The 22,946-nt window shown below is 60.9% G+C and carries 20 protein-coding genes; 13 read left to right on the top strand and 7 right to left on the bottom strand.

The genetic code is table 11. The features are described 5' to 3' along the window. Positions 1-34: 34 nt before the first annotated feature. Positions 35-2,176, top strand: coding sequence for an NAD-dependent DNA ligase LigA (gene ligA / locus LDB26_RS05215; protein ID WP_257540792.1), 2,142 nt, complete (start codon positions 35-37; stop codon positions 2,174-2,176). A gap of 18 nt (positions 2,177-2,194) precedes the next feature. Here the strand turns inward: ligA and yghU are convergent, their stop codons facing one another. Both yghU and LDB26_RS05225 read right to left on the bottom strand, forming a co-directional pair. Further along, the gene (yghU, locus tag LDB26_RS05220; RefSeq protein ID WP_257540794.1) at positions 2,195-3,067 is read right to left on the bottom strand and encodes a glutathione-dependent disulfide-bond oxidoreductase; all 873 of its coding nucleotides are present in this window, start codon (positions 3,065-3,067) and stop codon (positions 2,195-2,197) included. An 85-nt stretch (positions 3,068-3,152) separates the two neighbouring features. Continuing rightward, a complete protein-coding gene (locus LDB26_RS05225; RefSeq protein WP_062064547.1) occupies positions 3,153-3,587 on the bottom strand; it encodes a universal stress protein in 435 nt (144 codons plus the stop codon). Between the two features lie 350 nt (positions 3,588-3,937). Between LDB26_RS05225 and groES the strand changes: the two genes are divergently transcribed. From groES to LDB26_RS05240, 3 genes are all read left to right on the top strand, one after another. Further along, on the top strand, positions 3,938-4,225 hold the full coding sequence (gene groES, locus LDB26_RS05230) for a co-chaperone GroES (RefSeq protein ID WP_021243753.1): 288 nt from the start codon (positions 3,938-3,940) through the stop codon (positions 4,223-4,225). A 50-nt stretch (positions 4,226-4,275) separates the two neighbouring features. Next, positions 4,276-5,919, top strand: a complete 1,644-nt coding sequence (gene groL / locus LDB26_RS05235; RefSeq protein WP_062064549.1) for a chaperonin GroEL — start codon at positions 4,276-4,278, stop codon at positions 5,917-5,919. 212 nt (positions 5,920-6,131) lie between these two features. After that, positions 6,132-8,117 (top strand): bifunctional diguanylate cyclase/phosphodiesterase, encoded by a 1,986-nt coding sequence (locus LDB26_RS05240; RefSeq protein ID WP_257540796.1) that lies wholly within the window; start codon positions 6,132-6,134, stop codon positions 8,115-8,117. 14 nt (positions 8,118-8,131) lie between these two features. On the opposite strand, the gene LDB26_RS05245 is transcribed toward LDB26_RS05240, so the two are convergent. Then, positions 8,132-9,085, bottom strand: coding sequence for a crotonase/enoyl-CoA hydratase family protein (locus LDB26_RS05245; protein ID WP_062064553.1), 954 nt, complete (start codon positions 9,083-9,085; stop codon positions 8,132-8,134). A 463-nt stretch (positions 9,086-9,548) separates the two neighbouring features. On the opposite strand from LDB26_RS05245, the gene tgt reads away from it, so the two are divergent. Continuing rightward, a complete protein-coding gene (tgt, locus tag LDB26_RS05250; RefSeq protein ID WP_257540798.1) occupies positions 9,549-10,679 on the top strand; it encodes a tRNA guanosine(34) transglycosylase Tgt in 1,131 nt (376 codons plus the stop codon). Between the two features lies 1 nt (position 10,680). On the opposite strand, the gene LDB26_RS05255 is transcribed toward tgt, so the two are convergent. Further along, complete coding sequence (locus LDB26_RS05255) at positions 10,681-12,258, bottom strand: sensor histidine kinase (protein ID WP_257540801.1); 1,578 nt, start codon at positions 12,256-12,258, stop codon at positions 10,681-10,683. A gap of 42 nt (positions 12,259-12,300) precedes the next feature. Next, positions 12,301-12,453, bottom strand: a complete 153-nt coding sequence (locus tag LDB26_RS05260) for a NepR family anti-sigma factor (protein ID WP_197413742.1) — start codon at positions 12,451-12,453, stop codon at positions 12,301-12,303. Positions 12,454-12,830: 377 nt separating this feature from the next. Here LDB26_RS05260 and LDB26_RS05265 point away from each other — a divergent pair, with 377 nt between their 5' ends. From LDB26_RS05265 to LDB26_RS05300, 8 genes are all read left to right on the top strand, one after another. After that, entirely contained in the window at positions 12,831-13,625 is a 795-nt protein-coding gene (locus LDB26_RS05265) for a response regulator (protein WP_062064558.1), read from the top strand. A gap of 77 nt (positions 13,626-13,702) precedes the next feature. Then, positions 13,703-13,834, top strand: coding sequence for a hypothetical protein (locus LDB26_RS05270; RefSeq protein WP_257540803.1), 132 nt, complete (start codon positions 13,703-13,705; stop codon positions 13,832-13,834). A 117-nt stretch (positions 13,835-13,951) separates the two neighbouring features. Further along, positions 13,952-14,584 (top strand): sigma-70 family RNA polymerase sigma factor, encoded by a 633-nt coding sequence (locus tag LDB26_RS05275; RefSeq protein WP_156415266.1) that lies wholly within the window; start codon positions 13,952-13,954, stop codon positions 14,582-14,584. 44 nt (positions 14,585-14,628) lie between these two features. Further along, on the top strand, positions 14,629-14,907 hold the full coding sequence (locus LDB26_RS05280) for a hypothetical protein (protein WP_156415267.1): 279 nt from the start codon (positions 14,629-14,631) through the stop codon (positions 14,905-14,907). A gap of 146 nt (positions 14,908-15,053) precedes the next feature. Further along, a complete protein-coding gene (locus tag LDB26_RS05285) occupies positions 15,054-16,442 on the top strand; it encodes a TIGR03013 family XrtA/PEP-CTERM system glycosyltransferase (RefSeq protein WP_062064566.1) in 1,389 nt (462 codons plus the stop codon). Between the two features lie 10 nt (positions 16,443-16,452). Beyond that, positions 16,453-18,528, top strand: coding sequence for an XrtA/PEP-CTERM system histidine kinase PrsK (gene prsK / locus LDB26_RS05290; protein ID WP_257540805.1), 2,076 nt, complete (start codon positions 16,453-16,455; stop codon positions 18,526-18,528). After that, positions 18,528-19,886: a PEP-CTERM-box response regulator transcription factor gene (gene prsR / locus LDB26_RS05295; RefSeq protein WP_257540807.1), complete on the top strand. Its 1,359-nt coding sequence runs from the start codon at positions 18,528-18,530 to the stop codon at positions 19,884-19,886. The genes prsK and prsR overlap by 1 nt, the downstream gene beginning before the upstream one ends. Positions 19,887-19,902: 16 nt before the next feature. After that, positions 19,903-21,873, top strand: a complete 1,971-nt coding sequence (locus LDB26_RS05300) for a tetratricopeptide repeat protein (protein WP_257540809.1) — start codon at positions 19,903-19,905, stop codon at positions 21,871-21,873. A gap of 13 nt (positions 21,874-21,886) precedes the next feature. Here LDB26_RS05300 and LDB26_RS05305 read toward each other — a convergent pair whose 3' ends face one another. Further along, positions 21,887-22,231 (bottom strand): GntR family transcriptional regulator, encoded by a 345-nt coding sequence (locus LDB26_RS05305; RefSeq protein WP_062064571.1) that lies wholly within the window; start codon positions 22,229-22,231, stop codon positions 21,887-21,889. A 72-nt stretch (positions 22,232-22,303) separates the two neighbouring features. After that, positions 22,304-22,885: a nitroreductase gene (locus LDB26_RS05310; protein WP_257540811.1), complete on the bottom strand. Its 582-nt coding sequence runs from the start codon at positions 22,883-22,885 to the stop codon at positions 22,304-22,306. Positions 22,886-22,946: the final 61 nt, after the last annotated feature.

The following is a 22,946-nucleotide window of genomic DNA, read 5'->3' on the forward strand; positions in this document are numbered from 1 at the left end:
TTCCGCTTGAAAGGCACGGCGCTATGGAAGGCGCATGACTGAACCTGCCTCCATGACCGAAGCCGAAGCAGCCAATCGCCTGATGCGCCTTGCAAAGGAAATCGCGCGGCACAACCGGCTTTACCACGATCAGGATCAGCCGGAGATCACGGACGCGGCATATGACGCCCTGATGCGGGAAAACAATGCGCTGGAGGCAGCATTTCCTGACCTGGTGCGCGCGGATTCCCCCAATCGTCAGGTAGGGGCGGCCCCCACTTCCGGGCTGAAAAAAGTTCAGCATGCCATTCGCATGATGAGCCTGGACAATGGTTTCGCGGACGATGACATCGCGGAATTCCTTGCGCGTGTTCGCCGTTTTCTGGCTTTGCCGGAGGATGTGCCTGTCGCATTGACGGCGGAACCCAAAATAGACGGGCTTTCCTGTTCCCTGCGTTATGAGAGGGGCGAACTGGTGCTCGCGGCTACGCGGGGGGATGGCGCCACGGGTGAGGATGTGACCGCCAACGTCCGCACGATCACGGATATTCCAGAGAGGCTGACAGGCGCCAATATCCCGGAGATCTTCGAGATCAGGGGCGAAGTCTATATGGCGAAAGCCGATTTCGCTGCCCTGAACGAGCGCCTCCTTGCAGAAGCCGATGACCCGGAAAAGGCGCGGCAATTCGCCAATCCCCGCAATGCGGCCGCAGGTTCTCTTAGGCAGAAGGACGCCACGGTCACGGCTGGCCGTCCGCTTCGCTTCCTGGCGCATGGGTGGGGGGAATGTTCGGCGATACCCGGTGAAACCCAACTGGACGTGATGCGGGCCATAAATGGCTGGGGTTTGCCTGTTTCCGACCTGCTGGTCCGGGTCGATACGCTGCGCGCCATATTGGAGCATTATCGCCGGATCGAGGCAGAGCGCGCCGAACTGCCGTTTGATATCGACGGCGTCGTCTACAAGGTGGCCCGGCTCGACTGGCAGCAGAGGCTGGGCTTCGTGGCCAAGGCGCCCCGCTGGGCCATCGCGCATAAATTTCCGGCGGAACGAGCGCAAACCACTTTGGAAGCCATCGATATCCAGGTCGGGCGAACTGGTAAGCTGACCCCTGTGGGGCGGTTGACCCCCGTGACAGTCGGTGGCGTCGTGGTTTCCAACGTGACGCTCCACAATGCCGATGAGATCGAACGGCTGGGCGTTCGTCCGGGCGACCGGATCGTCGTGCAGCGCGCGGGGGACGTGATCCCGCAGGTCGTGGACAATCTCACCCGCGAGGATGTTCGCGCGCCTTTCCTTTTTCCCGATCATTGCCCGGTTTGTGGTTCCGAAGCCGTGCGGGAGGAGGGAGAAGTGGACATACGCTGCACTGGAGGACTTGTCTGTGCGGCCCAGCGGTTCGAGCGTTTGCGCCACTTCGTCAGCCGCGGTGCGCTGGATATAGAGGGCCTTGGCGAAAAGACGATCGAGGAATTTCTCGACCTTGGCTGGATTTCGGAGCCGGGCGATATTTTCCGTCTGTCAGCCCATCGCGCGGCGCTGCTCGGCCGGGAGGGATGGAAGGAGAAATCCGTCGACAATCTGCTCGCCGCGATTGAGGCGAAGCGGAAACCGGATGCGGCGCGGCTGCTTTTCGGGCTGGGGATACGTCATGTCGGCGCGGTGACCGCGCGCGACTTGTTGAAACGGTACACGACCTTGCCCGCCATCCGCTTGCTGGCGCAGGAGATCGTCGCCCTGCGCGATACCATGATACGGGTGGAAGGAGAGGAGGAAAGCCGTTTCCTCAACCGGGGGGACAAGGCGATTGCCGAAATCATCGGCGTCGAAAATGTCGGCGCGGCGGTCGGTCATGCGCTCGCCGATTTCTTCCATGAACCACATAATGTCGCGGTGTGGGACGATCTGCTGGGCGAAGTATCGCCGCCCGATTATGTGGTGCAAACCACGGCCAGCGCCGTCACGGGTAAGATCGTGGTGTTCACCGGCAAGCTGGAAACGATGAGCCGCGATGAGGCGAAGGCGCAGGCGGAACGTCTGGGCGCGAAGGCGGCGGGATCGGTCAGCGCCAAGACGGATCTGGTGGTCGCTGGCCCCGGCGCGGGTTCGAAGCTCAAGCAGGCTGCGGCTCTGGGCATAGAGGTGATCGATGAAGCCGCCTGGGCCGAGATCGTGAAGGCGGCGGGCCAGGGGTAAGCTGGCCCGGCCTTTACCTCAGGACGCCTGCTCCAGCTTGTCCTGCGTTTTCGTCTGGAAATCGCGGGCTTCATGGCGTTCGTGCAACTGCTCGTCCAGCGGACCGGAGACCTTGTTGACGATACGGCCACGCTTCACGGCCGGACGTGCGTCGATCTCTTTCGCCCAGCGATTGAGGTGCTTGTAACTGGCTCCGTCGAGAAACTCGCCGGCCCCTTCGTAAGTGCGATTGAGGACGACGCCGCCATACCAGGGCCAGATTGCCATATCCGCGATGCCATATTCATCGCCCGCCATATATTCATTGTCCGCGAGATGGCGGTCGAGCACATCGAGCTGGCGCTTCACCTCCATCGTGTAGCGATTGATCGGATATTCGTATTTTTCCGGCGCATAGGCAAAGAAATGGCCAAAGCCGCCGCCCAGCAGGGGCGCGCTGCCCATCTGCCAGAACAGCCAGGACAGCGTCGCCGCGCGCTTGGCCGGATCGGCAGGCAGGAAAGCGCCGAATTTTTCAGCCAGATAAAGCAGGATCGCGCCCGATTCGAATATGCGCTGGGGCGGAGACACGCTGTGATCCATCAGCGCGGGAATCTTGCTGTTGGGGTTGACGGAGACGAAGCCGCTGGAAAATTGATCGCCTTCGCCGATGCGGATCAGCCAGGCGTCATATTCCGCTTCCTTATGTCCGGCTTCCAGCAGTTCTTCGAGCAGGATTGTGACTTTTTGCCCATTGGGCGTCGCGAGGGAATAAAGCTGCAGTGGGTGTTTGCCGACCGGCAGATCCTTGTCATGTGTCGGTCCGGCGATGGGGCGGTTGATATTGGCGAATGTGCCGCCATTCGCCTTGTCCCATGTCCAGACGCGCGGCGGGGTATAGCTTTCGGTCATGCAGGGTGCTCCCTTGGATGGCAGTTACCCCCGCAGGTAGGAAGCGGCCCCCGACCCGGCAACCGTTCCTGCCACCATGGCGGATTTATTTCTTTCCTGTCCGCGCGATAAGGACACTCACCGGCGAGTGGTGGGCGATGGCTGATGCATTCGATCCAAGCAGCTTCGAGGAGAAAGAGGGTTGATGCGAGCCGAGGACGATAAGGTCGGCTGCCTGGGCCTGCGCGTAGGAAATCACCTCGTCGCGCACCGGACCGCGTTTGGTGATGAAATCGATGCGGCTTTCGTCGATACTCAGATCCCCACACCATTCACGCATGGCGGCCATGGCATCTTGCTGTTCATGCAGATCGAAATCCTCCGCGAGCAGTTCGGCATAGCGGGACGGCAGATAATAGCGGACATAGAGAAGGTGAAGCCGCCCCTCGTTCCCCGCGATGGCGGCAGCGCGCGCCAGGGCCGCGCGGCCATTATCCGGATCATTGACGTCCACCGCTACGATGATGTTCGAAAAGCGCATCTTTCTCTCCTTTGCCTTCCCGCTATTGTTCCGGTTCGGTGGAGAGATGGAAGCACGGAGCGGGCGCGACATGAAATAATGCCTGCTGGCAATGGCATGGCGACGGCCGCAACAATCCTGCAACGCTGTGATGGCAGGGGAGGGGATATCTGATCGTCCCGCGGAAAAAATGACGGCCACCTCTTGACCGAAAAAATCCTCCTTCCATATTCACGCCTGCTAGCACTCCTGAAAGAGGAGTGCTAGCAAGTGAAGGTTCATTGGGAGAAGGGCCAGAGCGCGCATCAGGGGGTGTCCCCGCGCGCTTTTCCAGATCCCGCAAACGTCCGTAAGAGGGAAAGGCACTCAACATGGCATTTCGTCCGTTGCATGACCGCGTTCTCGTTCGCCGCGTAGAGGCGGAAGAGAAGACAGCTGGCGGCATCATTATCCCCGATTCCGCCAAGGAAAAGCCGCAGGAAGGCGAAATCGTCGCTGTCGGCACCGGCTCCAAGGCCGAAGACGGCAAGGTCACTCCGCTGGACGTCAAGGCCGGCGACCGCATCCTGTTCGGCAAATGGTCGGGCACCGAAGTCAAGGTCGACGGTGAAGACCTGCTCATCATGAAGGAATCGGACATTCTGGGCGTCGTCGCCTAAAGAATCGCCGATTTCCCGCACTCCAATTTGCAAGAAAGAGGTTTTTACCCATGGCTGCAAAAGAAGTAAAATTCTCCCGCGACGCCCGTGAGCGCATCCTGCGCGGCGTCGACATTCTGGCCGACGCGGTCAAGGTGACTCTGGGGCCGAAGGGCCGCAACGTCGTCATCGACAAGAGCTTCGGCGCGCCCCGCATCACCAAGGACGGTGTTTCGGTCGCCAAGGAAATCGAACTGAAGGACAAGTTCGAGAATATGGGCGCCCAGATGGTCCGCGAAGTCGCTTCGAAGACCAACGACGTCGCCGGTGACGGCACCACCACCGCGACCGTCCTTGCCCAGGCGATCGTTCGCGAAGGCATGAAGTCGGTTGCCGCCGGCATGAACCCGATGGACCTGAAGCGCGGCATCGACCTTGCCGTCACGAAGGTTGTCGAAGACCTCAAGGCCCGTTCCAAGCCGGTGTCCGGCACCAAGGAAATCCAGCAGGTCGGCATCATCTCGGCCAATGGCGACACGGTCGTCGGCGAGAAGATCGGCGAAGCGATGGAGCGCGTCGGCAAGGAAGGCGTGATCACCGTCGAGGAAGCCAAGGGCCTCGAATTCGAACTGGATGTCGTGGAAGGCATGCAGTTCGATCGCGGCTACCTGTCGCCCTATTTCATCACCAACCCGGAAAAGATGCAGGTCGAACTCGCTGACCCCTACATCCTGATCCACGAGAAGAAGCTGTCGAACCTCCAGTCGATCCTGCCGATCCTCGAAGCAGTCGTGCAGTCGGGCCGTCCACTGCTCATCATCGCGGAAGACATTGAAGGCGAAGCGCTGGCGACCCTGGTCGTCAACAAGCTGCGCGGCGGCCTGAAGGTCGCTGCGGTCAAGGCTCCGGGCTTCGGCGACCGCCGCAAGGCCATGCTGGAAGACATCGCCGTCCTGACCAAGGGCGAAGTCGTTTCCGAAGACCTCGGCATCAAGCTCGAAAACGTCACCCTGGGCATGCTCGGCACCGCCAAGCGCGTCACCATCGACAAGGACAACACCACCATCGTCGATGGCGCCGGTGACGCCGAAGCGATCAAGGGCCGCACCGAGCAGATCCGCGCTCAGATCGAGACGACCACGTCCGACTACGACCGCGAAAAGCTGCAGGAGCGTCTGGCCAAGCTGGCTGGCGGCGTGGCCGTCATCAAGGTTGGCGGCGCATCGGAAGTCGAAGTCAAGGAGCGCAAGGACCGCGTCGACGACGCGCTGCACGCGACGCGCGCGGCCGTTGAAGAAGGCATCGTCCCCGGTGGCGGCACGGCGCTTCTCTACGCGACCAAGGCCCTGAGCGGCCTCAAGGGCGCCAATGACGACCAGACCCGCGGTATCGACATCATCCGCAAGGCCATCGAAGCGCCGCTGCGCCAGATCGCCCAGAATGCGGGCGTTGACGGCGCCGTCGTCGCCGGCAACCTGCTGCGCGAAAATGACGAGACCAAGGGCTTCAACGCCGCCACCGACGCCTATGAAAATCTGGTTGCCGCTGGCGTCATCGACCCGACCAAGGTTGTTCGTGCTGCTCTGCAGGACGCGGCTTCGGTTGCCGGTCTGTTGATCACCACTGAAGCGACCATTGCCGAACTGCCCGACGACAAGCCGGCGATGCCGGCCATGCCCGGCGGCATGGGCGGCATGGGCGGCATGGACTTCTAAAGCCGATCGTCGCAGGCGGACGCATGTTCGCCTGCGGTCCGATCGCGGCGATGAGAAGTCCGCGTTCAAGCGATATAAAAAAGCCGGCGGAGCAATCCGCCGGCTTTTTTGCTGCGCCATCGCCGCGCCCCGCGCGTGATATTTTCGCGAGATTAACCAAAAAATAAATCAACGGCCCCATTTTGAGGATTGGGAACCGGAGACCCGCCAATTTGCGCGCCATAAGAACCTTTCTCATCAGTCGACTTGCCCGGCACACGGCGCAGGACGCGGATGTGCGCCGCAGTCTGGTGGAAACGCTCTATGCTTCTCCCGCATCGCTGACCATTGGCGCGGTAACGGGAACCGCTGTCGGCATAGTCATCGCCAATCTTAGCCAAGATCCGACGATCGATGCTATCGTCGCTGCGGTGTGTATCGTGGCGGCCTTGCGGGTCGTCACGGCGATATTCTTCCACCGGCAATTGGTGCGCGGCACCGCGGTCGCTTCCCGCGTCTGGGAACTGGTCTATGAGCTTGGCGCATGGGCCTATGCGGGGCTGCTGGGCCTCATGAGCTTTGCGACGCTCGTCGCATCGGGCAATTCGGTCATGCACATGCTCAGCGTGTCGATGGCAACGGGCTACGCCGGCGGTATTTCGGGCCGCAATGCGGGGCGGGTTCACATCGCCATTGGGCAGGTCTGCCTTGCCCTGCTGCCGACGACGACGGGGCTGTGGCTGGAGGGGTCAACCGGCTATCGGGTTCTGGCTGTTGCCATGGTGATGATGATCCTGGGGCTGGCGGAGATCAGTTCCACGACGCACCGCATCGTCGTTCAGGCGCTCAAAGGTAAAAGGGACCAGTCTGCCCTGGCGGAAAAATTCGAGCGTCTGGCGCGATATGACAGCCTGACCGGTTTGGAAAACCGCATGGCCATGCAGATGCGGCTGCAGGACATTTTCGACAATCACATGAGTTCGCACGACGCGGTAGCCATCCTCTGGATGGATATCGACAGGTTCAAAGAGATCAATGACTCGCTGGGTCATATCGTTGGCGACCAATTGCTCCGCATCGTTGCTCAACGATTGAAGGAAGTCGTTCGCGACAATGGCTGGATCGCGCGCTTCGGCGGCGACGAATTCGTCATCATCTGCCCCAATGCCGACCGATTGACGGCGCAAACCATGTCTCGGGAGATCATTGAATATTTCGCGCATGGATTTGGCATCGGCGACCATCATCTCGAAGTGACCGCGTCCATCGGCTACGCGGTTGCGCCGCAGGACGGCCGTCACATGGACGAGTTGATGCAACATGCGGATATCGCCCTGTATGAAGCCAAGCGGGAAGGGCGCAATCGCGCGTCAAGCTTCAGCTGGCTGTTCAAGGAACGCTTCAACCGCGTTCACGAGATCGAAACAGGTCTGCGCCGCGCTATAGAGGGGCAGGAGCTCAAGCTGGTGTTCCAGCCGATCGTGGATCTGGAAAGCCTGCACATCGACGCCTGTGAAGCGCTGCTGCGCTGGGAGCATCCCACTTTGGGGCCGATACCGCCATCCGAGTTCATTCCAATCGCGGAAGGCATGGGCATTATCGAGGACATCACTTCCTGGGTTCTGCGTAATGCCTGTCTGGCGGCCGCGTCCTGGCCCACGGATGCGCGGGTCGCCGTCAATATATCGCCCGCCTCCCTCAAATCTGCGGAGCTGCCGGGCAGCGTCATCGCGGCTCTGTTGGAATCGGGCCTGCCTGCGCGCCGGCTGGAACTGGAAGTGACGGAATCCATCTTCCTGGATGACAGTGGCCAGGCCAACACCATTTTGCTTGAATTGCAACGCATTGGATTACGGCTGGCACTGGATGATTTCGGGACGGGATATTCCTCGCTTTCCTATCTGCGGTCCTATCGTTTCGACACGCTGAAGGTGGATCAGAGCTTCATGGCGGGCGTCAGCGCCAATGCGGAGGACCGGGCCATTGTCAGGGCCATCGGAAATCTGGCCCGCGATCTGGCGATGGATACGGTGGCCGAAGGGATAGAAACCCTCGATCAACTCGATCATGCCCGGGATGCCGGTTTCACCAACGTGCAGGGCTATCTGTTCAGCAGACCCATATCGTGCGAGGCCGTTGCGGCACTGATTGCCAGTGGCCCGCTGATACCGTCGGAAGAGCCGCCGATCATAACCTATCCGCGCCGCCGGTTGAGCTGACTGGCCCGAGAATTTCAGCGCAGGCGGGTCTGGGCCGACGCCAGCCGGCGCATCATCCGCAAATCCCGATCCGAAAGCATCAGCGCGGTGTCGGTCCAGGTGGTGACGATGTCGGTCAATTCTTCCAACGTCATGGGATTGACGCGACGGCCCGCACGCGCGATTCCGACATAACCGGCATGGTGCGCGCTGTGTTCGGCAATCCACTGGCGGGTTGCCTCCTCACCTTCTCCTGCCTCAACCACCTGAGAGACGATGCCCATGTCGCACATTTCTTCGGCGGTATAGACATGACCTTCCATTATCATGCGCCGGGCCAGCACCGGACCGATCTTGCGGGACAGGATCGAATAGGCGCCCATGCCAGGGAACAGGCCGAACAAAACCTCCGGCAAACCAAAGCGCGCCTGCCGTTCCGCGATGATGACATCGAAGCACATGAGCGCTTCCAGACCGCCGCCGAGCGCATCTCCCTGCGCCAAGCCGATGTTGATGATGTCCATGTCATTGCTGTGCCAGATGCGATCGACGATCTCGACACAGGAAATGCCATATTTCAGCAAGGCGTCGCGATTGCGGTTCTGGATGCATTCGGCGAACATCTCCAGGTCGCCACCCAGATTGAAGACACCGGGAAAGCGGGACCCCAGAACCATGAATTTGAGGGCGCTGGGGTGGGCGCTGAAGAGCCGCTTGCTTTCGCTGAGCCAGGTCATCGTGTCGCGAATCAGGCCCTGGTTCGAATTAGGCCGTTCATGGGGTGTCATGAAAGCCCATAATGTGCCCGCTTCTGCATCCCAGCGCACGTCGATCTGTCCCAGATCGAACAGCATGGACTGGCTGAATTCTTCGGAAGCCCTGTTTTCCCTAGCGTCGAGATCACCGGTGTCGACGGGAAGGGGAATATCATCCTCATGCGACGTTCGTGCGTCAGCATGGGTCGGATTAAATCGACCTGAATCAATCATCTGCGCCCCCGAATTCCCATTTTCCGTTAGCAGAACAGGGTTGTAGGTCTGATGCAATGCCGACAGGATAAATGCCAGGCTATTAACCAATTTTTATATAAAACTGTTACCTTCAAACCTATTACTGGCAGCCGAAAATGGCAGCTTTGTTGCATTATTGCAACGACTGCTTCTTGGGTAAGCAGGCTTGGCCTTTGTTAACCTTTACAGGCTAAATCGGTGTTCATGTATCGGCGCCCGTCAAATCCTAAAACCGTGAACCTGATGCTGCATGACGCCACGGATAGCCCATGGCAGTTGCGATTGTCCGATGATTGCCTGCGTTTTATAGGTCGATATAAGCGGGTCGAAGGTTTCCACGTCGACGCGATGATGTTGTTCGAAGGCTTACGCAAGTCGGGTTGATCCGGCGGGCTGCCATGGCGCACTTGTGCCTGCTGCCGTTCGCTCCTAGAGGGCGCTCGTGACCCAATCGCGCTTTTCCTTTTCCGTCGCCGCCACCGATGGCAAGGCTCGCACCGGCGTTATTTCGATGCGCCGGGGCGATATTCGGACACCGGCCTTCATGCCGGTTGGCACTGCGGCCACGGTGAAGGCCATGCGGCCCGCCGAGGTGCGGGCAGCGGGGGCCGACATCATTCTGGGCAACACCTATCACCTGATGCTGCGCCCGGGCGCGGAGCGCATGGCGCGACTGGGCGGACTGCACGGTTTCATGGGCTGGGACAGGCCCATATTGACCGACAGCGGCGGCTATCAGGTGATGAGCCTCTCCGCGCTCACCAAAATGAGCGAGGAAGGCGTTTCCTTCTCCAGCCACATCGACGGGTCGAAGCATATGCTCAGTCCCGAACGATCGATGGAAATCCAGCGCCTGCTGGACAGCGATATCGTCATGGCGTTCGACGAATGCACGAAGAACGGCTGCACTCATGATGAAGCGGCACGGTCGATGGAAAGGTCGATGCGCTGGGCGAAGCGGTCCCGCGACGCCTTCGATGCCGGGGAAGCCCATGCGGAGCGCGCCGCGCTGTTCGGTATCCAGCAGGGATCGCTGGATGAAGGATTGCGGCGCATTTCCGCCGACAAGCTGATCGACATCGGTTTCGATGGCTATGCCGTGGGTGGTCTTGCCGTGGGCGAAGGGCAGGAAGCCATGTTCGGTTGCCTCGATTTCGCGCCGGATATGTTGCCTGCGGACAGGCCCCGCTATCTGATGGGCGTGGGCAAGCCGGACGATATTGTGGGCGCGGTGGAACGGGGCATCGACATGTTCGATTGCGTGCTGCCGACGCGCAGCGGCCGCAACGGTCAGGCTTTCACATGGAATGGCCCGCTCAATATCCGCAATGCGCGTTTCGCGGAAGATCAGGGACCGCTCGATCCGCGCTGCGCCTGCCCAGTCTGCTCCACATGGAGCCGCGCCTATCTGCATCATCTCGTCAAGGCTGGAGAAATGCTGGGTGCGATGGCGATGACGCAGCATAATATTCATTTCTATCAGGATCTTATGCAGAATATCCGAGGCAGCATCGCAGAAGGGCGCTTTGCCGCTTTTGCTGCCGGTTTCCGGAGCGGATATAAGCGGGCGTGAGTCAGGCCAGGGTTGCGATCACGATCGCATAGAGGCCCGTCGCCCCATCATGGTCCAGCGGCGAACGCAGTTGCCGGGACAGGCCGGTGAGGATGCGTCCGTAGCGCTCCTCCAGGCGAACGGACATGTCGGGTGATGCGCGCAGGGCAGGAGAAAGGATTTCCAGCCTGGCGCGACCCATTGATCCGCTGTCCCCGTGAATGGATATCTGCATGGTTGCAAGGGGATCGGACAGCATGGCCAGTTCGATCAGTTCCGTGAGCAGGAAGGCGACCGGCACGGCGACATCCTGACTTATGTGCAGGTTGTCGCTGTCGATCTGGATGGCGAATCGGCGTGCTTCCGCCGGAGCGCTGCTCCGCAGGCTGGCGGACAGTTCGCTGATGAGCGAGCGGACCCCCACGCCATGATTTTCCTCCAACTCCGCATAATGATTGCGATGCACGACCGACAGGGCATCGACCCGGCGCTGGATCGAAGCATAGGCTTCCCCCGCTTCGAAGGTGACGGCGGATCGTGCATGCAGGTTGATGAGGCTGGCGATGATCTGAAGGTTGTTCTTGACGCGATGATGCACCTCGCGCGTCAGCTTCCGCTGGGTTTCCAGCGCTTCGGCCATTTCTGCCTCATGGGTGGCGACTTCTTCGCTGATGGCCCGGAATGTCTGGCCGAGAGCCACGATTTCCTGTGCGGGGGTCCGCATGCGGCGCAGGGGTTCCAGAACTTCGCCCGGTTGATAGGCCGCCACGGAACGGCGCAACCCCACCAGCGGGCGGATCAGCAGCCGGTTGACCACGAACCATCCGATCGCGGCGGCGGCAAACCACATGACGAGGGGCAGGAAAAGCGAGAGCAGCCGGGCCGCGGTCGCGGGTGGATCCTGCGTCGTCATGGTCAGAACCATGTCAGGCTGAACGACCCGGGCGGACAGGCTGGTGTTGCGATATCGGGATTGCTCGCGATCATCGGGCCGCTGGGTGATAAACAGTGTTCTGGAGCCCTGCCGCAGGCTCAATTGGCGATTTTGAAGGGCAGTGGCGGGGTCGGTCACTCTTTCCAGATGGGCGCGGGAATAATAAGCAAGCGCCACGATCTTGCCGTCCGAGCTGATCTCGCGGCTGACGAGAAAGCCGGCTTGGGGCAGTAATGCCGCATCGGCGGAATCAAATCGCCGCTCCGGCGCTATTCCGGCCGGTTCAGCCTGTGGCGATCCGCATAGTCGCTGTCCCGTCCGGTCATAGATATAGAAGGTGCCTTCGCCACGGGTATGCGATTGCAGGAAAAAGGCGAGGCGCCCGCACATGGCCGAATCGGCCGTCCGAGCTGCGATGGCATTGACCGTAAGGGCGATGGCGGTTCGGTCCGATGCAAGATCGGCGGTCAGTTTGCGGGCGCTCTGCGTCACGGCTACCCGGAGCAGGGCTTCCCTTTCGAGGTCGGCGGTGCGGATCGCCTGAAGCGAGGCGACGAGCGCCAATATGCCGAGCGGCAGCAGCGCCAATGTCAGGATGAGGAACATCTTGACGCCGGTCGAACGAAAATAGCTGCTCATTATCACGGATGGGGGATGTGCAGACATGTGGCAACCCGCCTGAGGATGGCTGCCCCGATCATGATGCCATCAATCCAGTTTGCTGAGGAGGTCTAGCATTTCCGCGGGAATATCCTCATCGATGGCGCGTTGATAAACTGATCGCAAGGCGTCGGCGACATGTTCCTTGTTCTTGGAACGGGAACCTCGTTTGCCGCGCGCGGAAGGCTGTGCACGTTTCATACCTGTAACGGCGACATCTGGACCGATATCGACTGTCTGTGTCGCATTCCGTTCCTTTGTTGAAGAAACCAAAACTCAGCCCCTCTGAAACAACCCGTGCCCTGCCTGCCGATCTGTTTTTTGCGAGTTTCCGGGGCAGCGTCAATTCCTGGACCCTGTAAAATCCGTAAACCTTGGCTTTGCCGTCGAAAAAAACCGAACGTCAGTGAAACAAATCTGTCCGTTGATGGTTCCCCAGTCCAAGGCGTTTTTTGTATCATCGGTATTACCGATGGCGAGGGGGCTGGTCTTGCCATGGGGACATTGTCGATCCATCCTTCTTGTTCGAAACAGATTTCGCAGCATTATGCCTATAAGGGTAGGGAGAAGACCAACACATGTCGCTTGGACAACAGCTGCACCCCCATCTTCCCTTTCTGCGCCGTTATGCGCGCGCGCTGACAGGGGATCAGATGCATGGTGACGCCTATGTACGCGCCTCGCTTGAAGCAATCGTAGCCGCGCCGGAAGAATTCCCCGCCGGCGTTGATCCGCGTCTGGGCCTTTACAAGATTTTCCATGCGATCTGGTCGTCGTCTCATCTGGATGACGTGCCTGCCGTTATCGGTCCCGACGGGCAGGAGGCGATTGCCCAGGCGCGACTCGGGCGGCTGACGCCTTTGCCTCGCCAGGCGCTGCTCCTGACCGCGTTGGAAGGGTTCACGATTGACGACGCGGCCTATCTCATCGGCATGGATGCGTCCGATGTGGAAGCCTTGGTGGAGGAAGCGCTGCACGCGATCGAGTCGCAGACCCGCGCCAAGGTTCTGATTATCGAGGACGAACCGATCATCGCGATGGATATCGAAACCATCGTTCGCGATCTGGGCCATGAAGTGACGGCGATAGCGGTCACGCGGGAGGATGCGGTGCGCGAAGCGATGGCGCAGCGTCCAGGATTGGTGCTGGCGGATATACAACTGGCCGACGATTCCAGCGGGATCGACGCGATAAAGGATATCCTGGCGGAATTTGCCGTTCCGGTGATCTTCATCACCGCTTTCCCGGAACGGTTGTTGACGGGCGAGCGGCCTGAGCCGACATTCCTGATCACCAAGCCATTTCAGCGCGCCACGGTCAAGGCGGCGATTTCTCAGGCGCTTTTCTTTGACGAAGCTACCGCGCCTGCCTGACGGAATAGACCGGGGGGCGCATCGGAACCCCCGCCCGTTCGTTGCGTTATTGATGCGTAACGATGGGGAGAGAAGGCATGGCTGACGAGGAGCAGCATATTTCGACAGTGGATGTCCGTGCGGGATCGACGCCTCATATCGTGCGATATGTTCTGGGGATTTCGCTGGCGCTGGTCGTCATCGCGATGCTGCTGGTTCTTTGGCGTTGAAGCCTTGACGATGGATTTTTCGATTGGCTGTTATCAGCATAAGGCGCTAGCATTTATATGGCTTTGACCACTTCGGTTCACGCAGCAAAAGCGGCAGGCGGCACAGGGAGTGCTCCTATGGATGAGGCGGTTGAACGCACCACATTGTCCGATTCGGATTTCAAGCGCGAGCTTGCCGCAGTCATCCCTCATCTTCGTGCGTTCGGCCGGTCGCTGGCGGGCAATCGGGATGTGGCGGATGATCTTGTTCAGGAAACGCTGTTGAAGGCATGGGCCGCGCGTACCCGGTTCCAGGCTGGGACCAACATGCGAGCCTGGACTTTCATCATCCTGCGTAATCATTATCTTTCGCAAATGCGCCGTTCGCGGTTCCGGGGAGATTGGGACGACCTGACGGCGGATCGCCTGCTGGCTGCCCCGGCGGGTCAGGATAAGCATGTGGAACTCTCCGACATGCAAAGAGCGCTGTTGCAACTGCCCCAGCCCCAGCGGGAAGCGTTGATATTGGTGGGGGCCGGTGGCTTCGCCTATGAAGAAGCGGCCGAAATTTGCGGCGTTGCGGTGGGGACGATCAAAAGCCGCGTGGCGCGTGGCCGTGCTGCGCTGGAACAGATCATGGAAAATGGGGATTTGCCTTCGCGCCGTACCCAGGAAACCACGGCCACCGCGGTTCTCGATGAAATCATGGAAGATGTCGATCGCTTGAGCCGTGGGCGTGAAGCGACTTCGCCGGGGGATGAAACAGGCTGAACGAAACGGCCGGATATGGCCCGTCCGCGTCGAGGGAGATGGAGATGGACGAGGAGCAATCGCAAGACGATCTGCCAGACAGATCGGCACGGCCATCCGACGCGGGACGGCCGCACGGTAGCGGGCTCGTTTTCCTGTTGGTTGCTCTCGCCCTGATCCTGGCCATCGGGTTTTTCTATCTTTCGAAGGCCCGGGAGGACCGGCAGGCTGACCGGATGACGCAAGCGGCCAATTCAGTCGACGATGCGGCAAGGGTCGTAGGCGACGCGGCCAGAAATGCCGCAGACAGTTTTCGCAGGGACAATGATTCCGGGCCGAATTAACCTGTATTCCCGCCCATTTTCCCATTCAGGAATTATTTGCCATTTTCAGGCACTCTCCCGGGGGTGTCGGATTTCCTTACAGCGTATGTAAGATAGATCCGGTGCGATAGGGCCGCGTTGCAGCGGCCTGGGGAATGCACGGGATCATGATTAGGCTTTTCAAACATTATGTGCCGCATGCGGTGTTGCTGCTGGGCCTTCTGGATTTTGCCTTGCTGCTATGCGCGGCGGAGGGGGGCTGGGTGCTGCGGGCGCGGCAGATCGGCATGGATGTCGATCCCGCTATGACCCGGGTTTGGCCTTTGCTCAGCTTCGTTATTGCTATCCAGACGGCCATGATCGCAGTTGGCGTTTATGGGACAGAGGCGTTGCAATCGATCCGCTTCGCCTTTGCCCGGCTGCTGGTAGCTGTATCGCTGGGTGTCATCTTCCTGTCGGTGATGCACTTTATCGGGCCAGACATGACCCTGTGGCGCTCCAATTCGCTTTACGCGATGGGGCTGGCGATGGGATTGCTGATCCTGATCCGCCTGCTGCTTGGCTCCATGATTGGCGGGGAAGCTTTCAAGCGGCGCCTGGTCGTGTTGGGAGCGGGAACCCGTGCCGCCCGCATCCGCGAACTGGAGCGGAAAAAGGGGGCGGGTTTTCTGGTCGTTGGCTATATCGGCATGAACGATGGCCCCCAGGTGATCCCCGAATCCATCAATCGCAGCGCCATATATAATCTCGCGGATTTCGTGGTCCGGCTGGGCGCAAGCGAGGTTGTGCTGGCGTTGGAGGAGCGTCGCAATGCAGTGCCCCTCAGCGACCTGTTGCGCGTCAAGACAACCGGGGTTCACGTCAATGAAATTTCCACCTTTCTGGAGAGGGAGACGGGCCGGGTCGACCTCGACAGTGTAAACCCGAGCTGGCTCATCTTTTCCGACGGCTTTTCCGCTGGCCGCCGGTTGTCCAGCATCGCCAAGCGGGTTTTCGATATCGTCGCCAGCCTGCTCCTGCTCATTCTCACCGGACCGGTCATCCTGCTTGCGGCGATGCTGGTGAAGCTCGACAGCCGTGGCCCGGCCTTCTATCGCCAGCAGCGCGTGGGCCTGTATGGCCAGGAATTCTGGATCGTCAAATTACGCACCATGCGTCAGGACGCCGAAGTCGCGGGACAGGCGGTCTGGGCGGAAAAGAACGATCCGCGCATCACTCGCCTCGGCTATTGGCTTCGCAAGCTGCGTGTCGATGAATTGCCGCAGACATGGACTGTCCTTAAAGGGGAAATGAGCTTTGTCGGGCCTCGCCCCGAACGGCGCCAGTTCGTCGAGGATCTGGAGCAGCATCTGCGTTACTATGCGGAACGCCATATGGTGAAGCCGGGTATCACGGGCTGGGCGCAGATCAACTATCCCTATGGCGCTTCGATCGAGGATGCCCGGCACAAGCTGGAATATGACCTCTATTATGCCAAGAATTATACGCCTTTCCTTGATCTGCTGATCCTCATCCAGACGGTGCGCGTCGTCCTTTGGCCAGACGGCGCGCGTTGAGGGTGGGGCGATGAGCATCCTGCTGCAATTCATCGGCAATTGGGGACACGCGCTGGCCGCGGCGCTGTTCGCTGCGTTGGGCATATTCATCCTGCGCCGACGCGATGGCGAGATCGAGCCGCGCCTGTTAGCCAGTGCCTTGCTGATGACATCCTGCTGGGCGCTTTATGTTTCGTTCGGCGGGGTCGGTCAGACGCTTTCCGGTCTTGGCGAAAGCATACGCAACGCGGCATGGCTGCTCCTGATGTTCGTTCTGTTGCGGCGTGGCCCTGCCGGACGCACGGGACCGATCTTCGCGATCGGACTGGTCTATGCCGCCGTCGTTGGCTTGCTGATGCTTCAGAGCTTCACCGATTTCGTGACGCAGCAGCTTTCGGACGAAAATGAACTACAGCGCGCCCTGACCCTGCTTTCGCTGATATTGCGGATGATGACGGCGATCGGCAGCCTGGTTCTGGTTCACCAGCTTTATACGGCATGGCCCGTGCGGGATAGGGGAAGGGTGGTCCTGTTGCTTGCCGCGCTCGCCGCCATGTGGACCTATGACTTCAGCCTTTATGCTGTCGGCTATTTCACGCCGAATCATATGGATGAGCTTTACGCCCTGCGCGGCCTTATGATGGCGCTGCTTGCCCCCGTCATCGCAGTGAGCCTGCGTAAGGAACTAGCCGGACGCATCCAGTTATCGCGCAGCCTGACATTCCAGTCGCTCTCCGTCGCGGCGGTGGCGCTCTATATCATCCTGTTCGCGGCAGCGACCGTCCTGATCGAACTTATCGCCGGGCCCTATGCGCGAGTCATGGAGATCGGCGGCGTTTTCTTCATGGCGGTGACGGCGCTGATCCTCCTGCCTTCGCCGCAGTTGCGTGCGCTCTGGAAAGTGCAGGTCGCCAAGCATTTCTTTCAGCATCGCTATGATTATCGCACTGAATGGATGCGGTTCGGCGAAACCATTGGCCGACCAGGCAGCGACGCGCCCGCTCTGGGAGAGCGCGTGGCTAAGGCGGTCGCCGATATTACGGACTCATCAGGCGCCTTGTTGCTGCTACGCGGGGAAGATGGGCGGCTGACTTTGGAAACCCAGTGGAATTGGGACATCGACTTTCCCGAAACGCCTTCGCTTTCCCGGGAACTGGCTGTTCGTCTGGAGCAGACAGGATGGATCATCGATATTGAAGGGATGGAGGGCGATGCCGGCGCCTTGCCCGATTGGGTGAAGGGCGACGGACGGGGCTGGGCGCTGGTGCCACTCATTCATTTCGGCAAGCTGATCGGTGCGATCCTGCTCGCGCGTCCGCCGATCGACCGACGGCTCGACTGGGAGGATCTGGATATGTTGCGTGCCGCCGGACGGCAGGCCGCGACCTATATCAGCGAAGCGCAGGGACAGGAGGCGCTGAGCGACGCGCAACGTTTCGACGAGTTCAATCGGCGGTTCGCGTTCATCATGCATGACGTCAAGAATCTGGTGAGCCAGCTTTCGCTCCTCGCCCGCAATGCCGAACGCCATGCCGACAATCCCGATTTCCGCGCGGACATGATCCTGACGCTCAAGGAATCGGTGGGAAAAATGAACGACCTTCTGGCGCGCCTGTCCCAGCACAATAAAGGACGGATGGAAGAACCCAGACCGATGATGCTGCGGGAAATGGCCGATGGCGTGGCGCGTTCCCGCTCGCGCCAGCACCCCGTGCGCGTGACGGGCGACGCGCTGCCAGCCATGGCCGATCCGGTTCGGGTTGAGCAGATTCTGGTGCATCTGCTTCAAAATGCGATCGACGCCAGCGCGCCCGACAGTCCGGTTGAACTTTGTCTGGCCACAGAGGGGAGCGAAGCCTGCGTGGAGATTGTGGATCGCGGCATCGGAATGACGGCGGAGTTCGTGCGGCGTGAGCTTTTCAAGCCGTTTTCGAGCAGCAAGACGGGCGGCTTCGGCATCGGCGCTTTCGAGGCGCGCGAACTGGCCGCCGCAATGGGTGGGAGAATCGAGGTGGAGAGCAAGCCCGGCGTTGGCAGCCGGTTCATACTGCGCCTGCCTCTGGCGCCTGAAGGAACGTCGATGACAATGAAAGGGGAGGCTGCCTGATGAGCGACATGCGGCCCAAATTGCTGATCGTGGAGGATGATCCGGGCCTGCAGCGCCAGTTGCGCTGGGCCTATGAGGAATATCAGCTTTTCATTGCGGGCGACCGGGAGGAAGCCATCGAACTGCTGCGCGCCGAAGTGCCCGACGTGGTGACACTGGACCTTGGCCTGCCGCCCGATCCAGATGGGACGAGCGAAGGCTTCGCGACGCTGTCGGAAATACTGCGGATCAAGCCCGAGACGAAGGTCATCGTGGCATCGGGGCATGGCGCGCGGGAAAGTGCGCTGGATGCGATTTCGGGCGGCGCCTATGATTTCTATCAAAAGCCGGTTGATATTGACGAGCTGGGTTTGATCGTGCGCCGTGCCTTCCACGTCCACGCGCTTGAAAGGGAAAATGCCCGGCTAGCAGAGATCGCGCCGGAGGGCGCGGCTGTGCTCGGCAAGCTCATCACCAGCGCGCCTGAAATGCTGAAGGTCGCGCGTACGATCGAGCGAGTCGCCAGCGCGCAGGTTTCCGTGCTTCTGCTTGGGGCGAGCGGCACCGGCAAGGAATTGCTGGCGCAGGGACTGCATGACGCCAGCCCCCGCAAGTCAGGTAATTTCGTCGCGATCAACTGTGCCGCGATACCGGAAACCCTGCTGGAATCCGAACTGTTCGGGCATGAAAAGGGCGCTTTCACCGGCGCGGTAAAAACTACCCCCGGTAAGATCGAACAGGCGCAGGGTGGCACGCTGTTTCTGGATGAAGTCGGCGATATTCCCTTGCCGCTTCAGGTCAAATTGCTGCGTTTCCTTCAGGAAAGGGTGATCGAGCGGATCGGCGGGCGACAACCCATCGCCGTCGACACGCGGATCGTATGCGCCACCCATCAGAATCTGGAGGAGATGATCGCCGCGGGCACTTTTCGCGAGGATCTTTATTACCGTCTCGCGGAAATCATCGTGCGGATTCCCGCGCTCAAGGACAGAGCGGGCGATCCGGCGTTGCTGGCGCGGCATTTCCTCAACCGCTTCGCAAAGGACATGAACCCGCAGGTCAAGGGCCTCGCGCCCGATGCGCTGGCGGCGCTCGATGCCTGGCAATGGCCGGGCAATGTGCGCGAACTGGAAAACCGGATGAAGCGCGCCGTCATCATGGCCGATGGCAAGCATGTGACGGCCGCCGACCTCGACCTGGACGGTGAGCGGGAGGCTGGCGGCGATGTCGTCAATTTGAAGGCCGCGCGTGAAATGGCGGATCGTCGGGCTATTCGTCGGGCCATTGCTCGGACCGATGGCAATATTTCGGGGGCGGCGAAGATGCTGGGGATCAGCAGGCCGACGCTATATGACCTGCTGAAACAATATCAGATGTAGGGGCAGGGCTGAACGGATGAACCGCAAGCGCCTGTTCCTGCTCGTCGGCATCGGCGCCCTGCTGCTGTCGGCGGCGGCATTGTGGCAATGGCGCGCACATGAGGCGGATGGAACTGCCCCGCTCGCGCGCGGGATCGCCGCGCTCATCAAGGGCGATGCGCGAACGGCTCGCGTCGAGCTTTTGAACGCCATCCGCGCCGACCCGCAGTCCATTCCCGCCCGCATCGCGCAGGCGCAGGCGCTGGTGGATCTGGATGACGGGAACGGCGCGCAGGCCGAAATCGAACGCGCACGCGCGCTGGGCGGCAGGCCGGGCGACATGCGGGTGCTGATGGCGCGGGCCTTGCTTTTGCAGGGGCGTGCGGATGCCGCCCTTGCGGAGATAGAAGCGGACGATATTCCCCCGTCCTTCGCCGGAGCCGCGATGCGGGTCGCCGGGAATATCCACATGGCGCGGGGCGATATGGCGGCAGCCGAAGCAGCGTTGGACCGGGCAAGGGAAATGGCCGGGAATGACCCGGAAAGCTGGATCGACACGGGGCGCTATCGGTTGATGATGGGCGATCAGGCTGGCGCCATCGTCGCGGCGGACCGAGCCGTGGCGCTGGCGCCGAAAAATGGCAAGTCCCTGCTGCTTCGAGGCGAACTGACGCGAAGCCAATATGGGCTGGTCGCCGCTTTGCCATGGTTCGAGCGAGCGCTGGCCCTCAATCCTGACTCCGTGCCGGTGCTGGAGCAATATGCCGCCACACTGGCTGACGCCGGGGAAGCGCGCCGGATGCTGAGCGTCACGCGCCGCCTGCTGGCGCTGACGCCGGGCAATGCGCGGGCGTGGTTCATGCAGGCGGTCATGGCGGCGCGAGCGGGTCGGGCCGACCTTGCCCGGTCGCTATTGGCGCGGACGCAAGGGCGGCTGGACGGCGAACCGGCGACGATGCTCCTGCGCGGCGTGCTTCATCTGGACGACGGCAATGCGACGCTGGCCATTGAAGCCCTTGCGCCCCTAGTCCAGCAACAGCCCGACAACGCCATGGCCCGCACTCTGCTGGGCCGGGCTTATTATCTGGCCGCGGATTTCCCCTCCGCCGCGACGACCCTCGCGCCGATCGTCGCGCAAAGGGATGCCGATCCCTATGTCCTGACGCTGGCCGCGCGCGCGCAGGAAGCCATGGGCGAGAGGATCATGGCGGACGATATGCTCGCTCGCGCGCTTTGGCCCAATCGCCCCTCGGCCGATCCCTTTGCCAGCGCGGACGATGCCGCCCTGGCTCGTTCCGCCCCCTCCAATGCCGCCACCGCGCAGGAGAATATTCCCTATATTCGGGCGCTGCTCAGCACGGGACAGGCGGAACAGGCCGTGGCGCGGGCGCGTCTGCTCAGCCAAGCCAATGCCGGTGCGCCCGATGCCTATGTCATATGGGGCGATGCGCTTGGTGCCGCCGGACGGCAGGGGGAAGCGGTGAAGGCCTATGAAATGGCGGCCAATCTCCGTTTCAGCCGGGATATAGCGCTGCGCCTTGCCGCGGCTTTGCAGCGGGCGGGCGATCCCGCCCGGTCCATGCAGGTCGTGCATCTGTTCCTGTCGCAAAATCCCGACGACGCGCAAATGCAAAGGCTTGCCGCCGCTGGCTATATGGCGAGCGGAAAATGGCGGGAGGCGCTGCGGATGCTGAAAGCGGTGGAGGCGCGCATCGGTTCGAACGATGCCCTGCTCATGGCCGACATGGCCCGTGCGTCGCTGGAAACCGGCGATGAAGAAAGGGCGCGCGTTTATGCCGCCTTCGCCTATCGCCAGATGCCGGGCAGCCCCATCACGGCGGATGCTTACGGCTGGACCCTGTTCAGAACTGGCGCGAATGGGCAGGCCGCCGTCGACCTGCTGGAAAAAGCGGTTGCGCTTGCACCGGGGCAGCCCCGTTTGCGGGCGCATCTGGAACAGGCCCGTGCGGAGCTGGACAAGCGGAAAGATCGCCTCGTGGCCCGATGACAGGCACGCCGGATCAGGCTTGCTGCGTATCCAGTTCCTCGGGCCGAAGCCCAAGTCGGCGGATTTGCGCGGCCACCGGCGGCCACACATCTTCCAGGAAGTGTTTGCGTTCGGCTTCCCGCAGGCGGCGAGTGGCGCCGTCCGCCACAAACATGCCGACGCCGCGTTTCACGATAACCAGGCCGTCGTCCTGAAAACTTTGATAGGCTTTCGCCACCGTCAGGGGATTGGCGCCCTGTTGCGCGGCGAACGCGCGAACGGACGGGAGCAGATCGCCATCGCTATACTCGCCATCCAATATGGATGCGGCGATGGTGTCGCGGAGGCGCAGATAAACGGGCTTGCTGTCGTCGGCCATGGTGCATCAGTGCCATAATACAGCATCGCGGGTCAAGCCATAGCATTACGGAATGACGGCTTTTCGCTATATTTATCTGTCCCAGAGCGAAACTATCTTGTCATAATCTGGCCTTGGCCGTTCTTCGAGCGGTTTCCCGGACGTGCCCAGAAAGACGAAACCGGCAATGCGTTCGCCTTCATGGCCGAAGGCAGCCCGCACATCCTCATTATAAGCGGGCCAGCCCGTCAGCCATCCTCCGGCAAAGCCAAGCGCATGGGCAGCATGGAGCAGGTTCATGATGGCGGCTCCCGCCGACAATTCCTGCTCCCATGCGGGAATCTTGCTGTCCAAAACAGGCGATGACAGGGCGACCACCAATGCGGGCGCCTGATGCGCGAACTGGTGCATGGCTTCTATCTCAAGCCGTCCCGCATCGGATTTTTCCTTCCGATATGCGGCTTCCAGCAGGTCGGCCAGCGTCGTGCGCTTTTCCTGCGGCACGATGACGAAGCGCCAGGGAAAGAGCTTCCCATGGTCGGGGGTGCGGGACGCGATCTCCAGAATCTGTCGCAGTTGGCCGGTATCGGGGCCGGGCGCGATCAGGTTGCGCGGTTTGCCGGAACGGCGCGTGCGAAGCAGCGAAAGCGGGGTCGTGCGGTCGTTGAAAGTCACATTTCTCTCTTCGATTGTTTGCGTGCTTTGTAATGATATTCTTCACACGCGCAATTTCTTC

Origin of the sequence: Sphingobium sp. CFD-1 (genome assembly GCF_024611115.1) — a bacterium.
In the GTDB taxonomy this organism is placed as follows: Bacteria; Pseudomonadota; Alphaproteobacteria; order Sphingomonadales; family Sphingomonadaceae; genus Sphingobium; species Sphingobium baderi_A.

Coding starts and splice junctions, on each gene's coding strand:
- LDB26_RS05270 (WP_257540803.1), top strand. CDS start 13,703: ATGGCTGACGAGGAGCAGCATATTTCGACAGTGGATGTCCGTGCGGGA.
- LDB26_RS05255 (WP_257540801.1), bottom strand. CDS start 12,258: ATGTCTGCACATCCCCCATCCGTGATAATGAGCAGCTATTTTCGTTCG.
- groES (WP_021243753.1), top strand. CDS start 3,938: ATGGCATTTCGTCCGTTGCATGACCGCGTTCTCGTTCGCCGCGTAGAG.
- yghU (WP_257540794.1), bottom strand. CDS start 3,067: ATGACCGAAAGCTATACCCCGCCGCGCGTCTGGACATGGGACAAGGCG.
- LDB26_RS05225 (WP_062064547.1), bottom strand. CDS start 3,587: ATGCGCTTTTCGAACATCATCGTAGCGGTGGACGTCAATGATCCGGAT.
- groL (WP_062064549.1), top strand. CDS start 4,276: ATGGCTGCAAAAGAAGTAAAATTCTCCCGCGACGCCCGTGAGCGCATC.
- ligA (WP_257540792.1), top strand. CDS start 35: ATGACTGAACCTGCCTCCATGACCGAAGCCGAAGCAGCCAATCGCCTG.
- LDB26_RS05245 (WP_062064553.1), bottom strand. CDS start 9,085: ATGATTGATTCAGGTCGATTTAATCCGACCCATGCTGACGCACGAACG.
- LDB26_RS05305 (WP_062064571.1), bottom strand. CDS start 22,231: ATGGCCGACGACAGCAAGCCCGTTTATCTGCGCCTCCGCGACACCATC.
- prsK (WP_257540805.1), top strand. CDS start 16,453: ATGAGCATCCTGCTGCAATTCATCGGCAATTGGGGACACGCGCTGGCC.
- LDB26_RS05260 (WP_197413742.1), bottom strand. CDS start 12,453: ATGAAACGTGCACAGCCTTCCGCGCGCGGCAAACGAGGTTCCCGTTCC.
- LDB26_RS05280 (WP_156415267.1), top strand. CDS start 14,629: ATGGACGAGGAGCAATCGCAAGACGATCTGCCAGACAGATCGGCACGG.
- LDB26_RS05275 (WP_156415266.1), top strand. CDS start 13,952: ATGGATGAGGCGGTTGAACGCACCACATTGTCCGATTCGGATTTCAAG.
- prsR (WP_257540807.1), top strand. CDS start 18,528: ATGAGCGACATGCGGCCCAAATTGCTGATCGTGGAGGATGATCCGGGC.
- LDB26_RS05265 (WP_062064558.1), top strand. CDS start 12,831: ATGTCGCTTGGACAACAGCTGCACCCCCATCTTCCCTTTCTGCGCCGT.
- LDB26_RS05285 (WP_062064566.1), top strand. CDS start 15,054: ATGATTAGGCTTTTCAAACATTATGTGCCGCATGCGGTGTTGCTGCTG.
- LDB26_RS05300 (WP_257540809.1), top strand. CDS start 19,903: ATGAACCGCAAGCGCCTGTTCCTGCTCGTCGGCATCGGCGCCCTGCTG.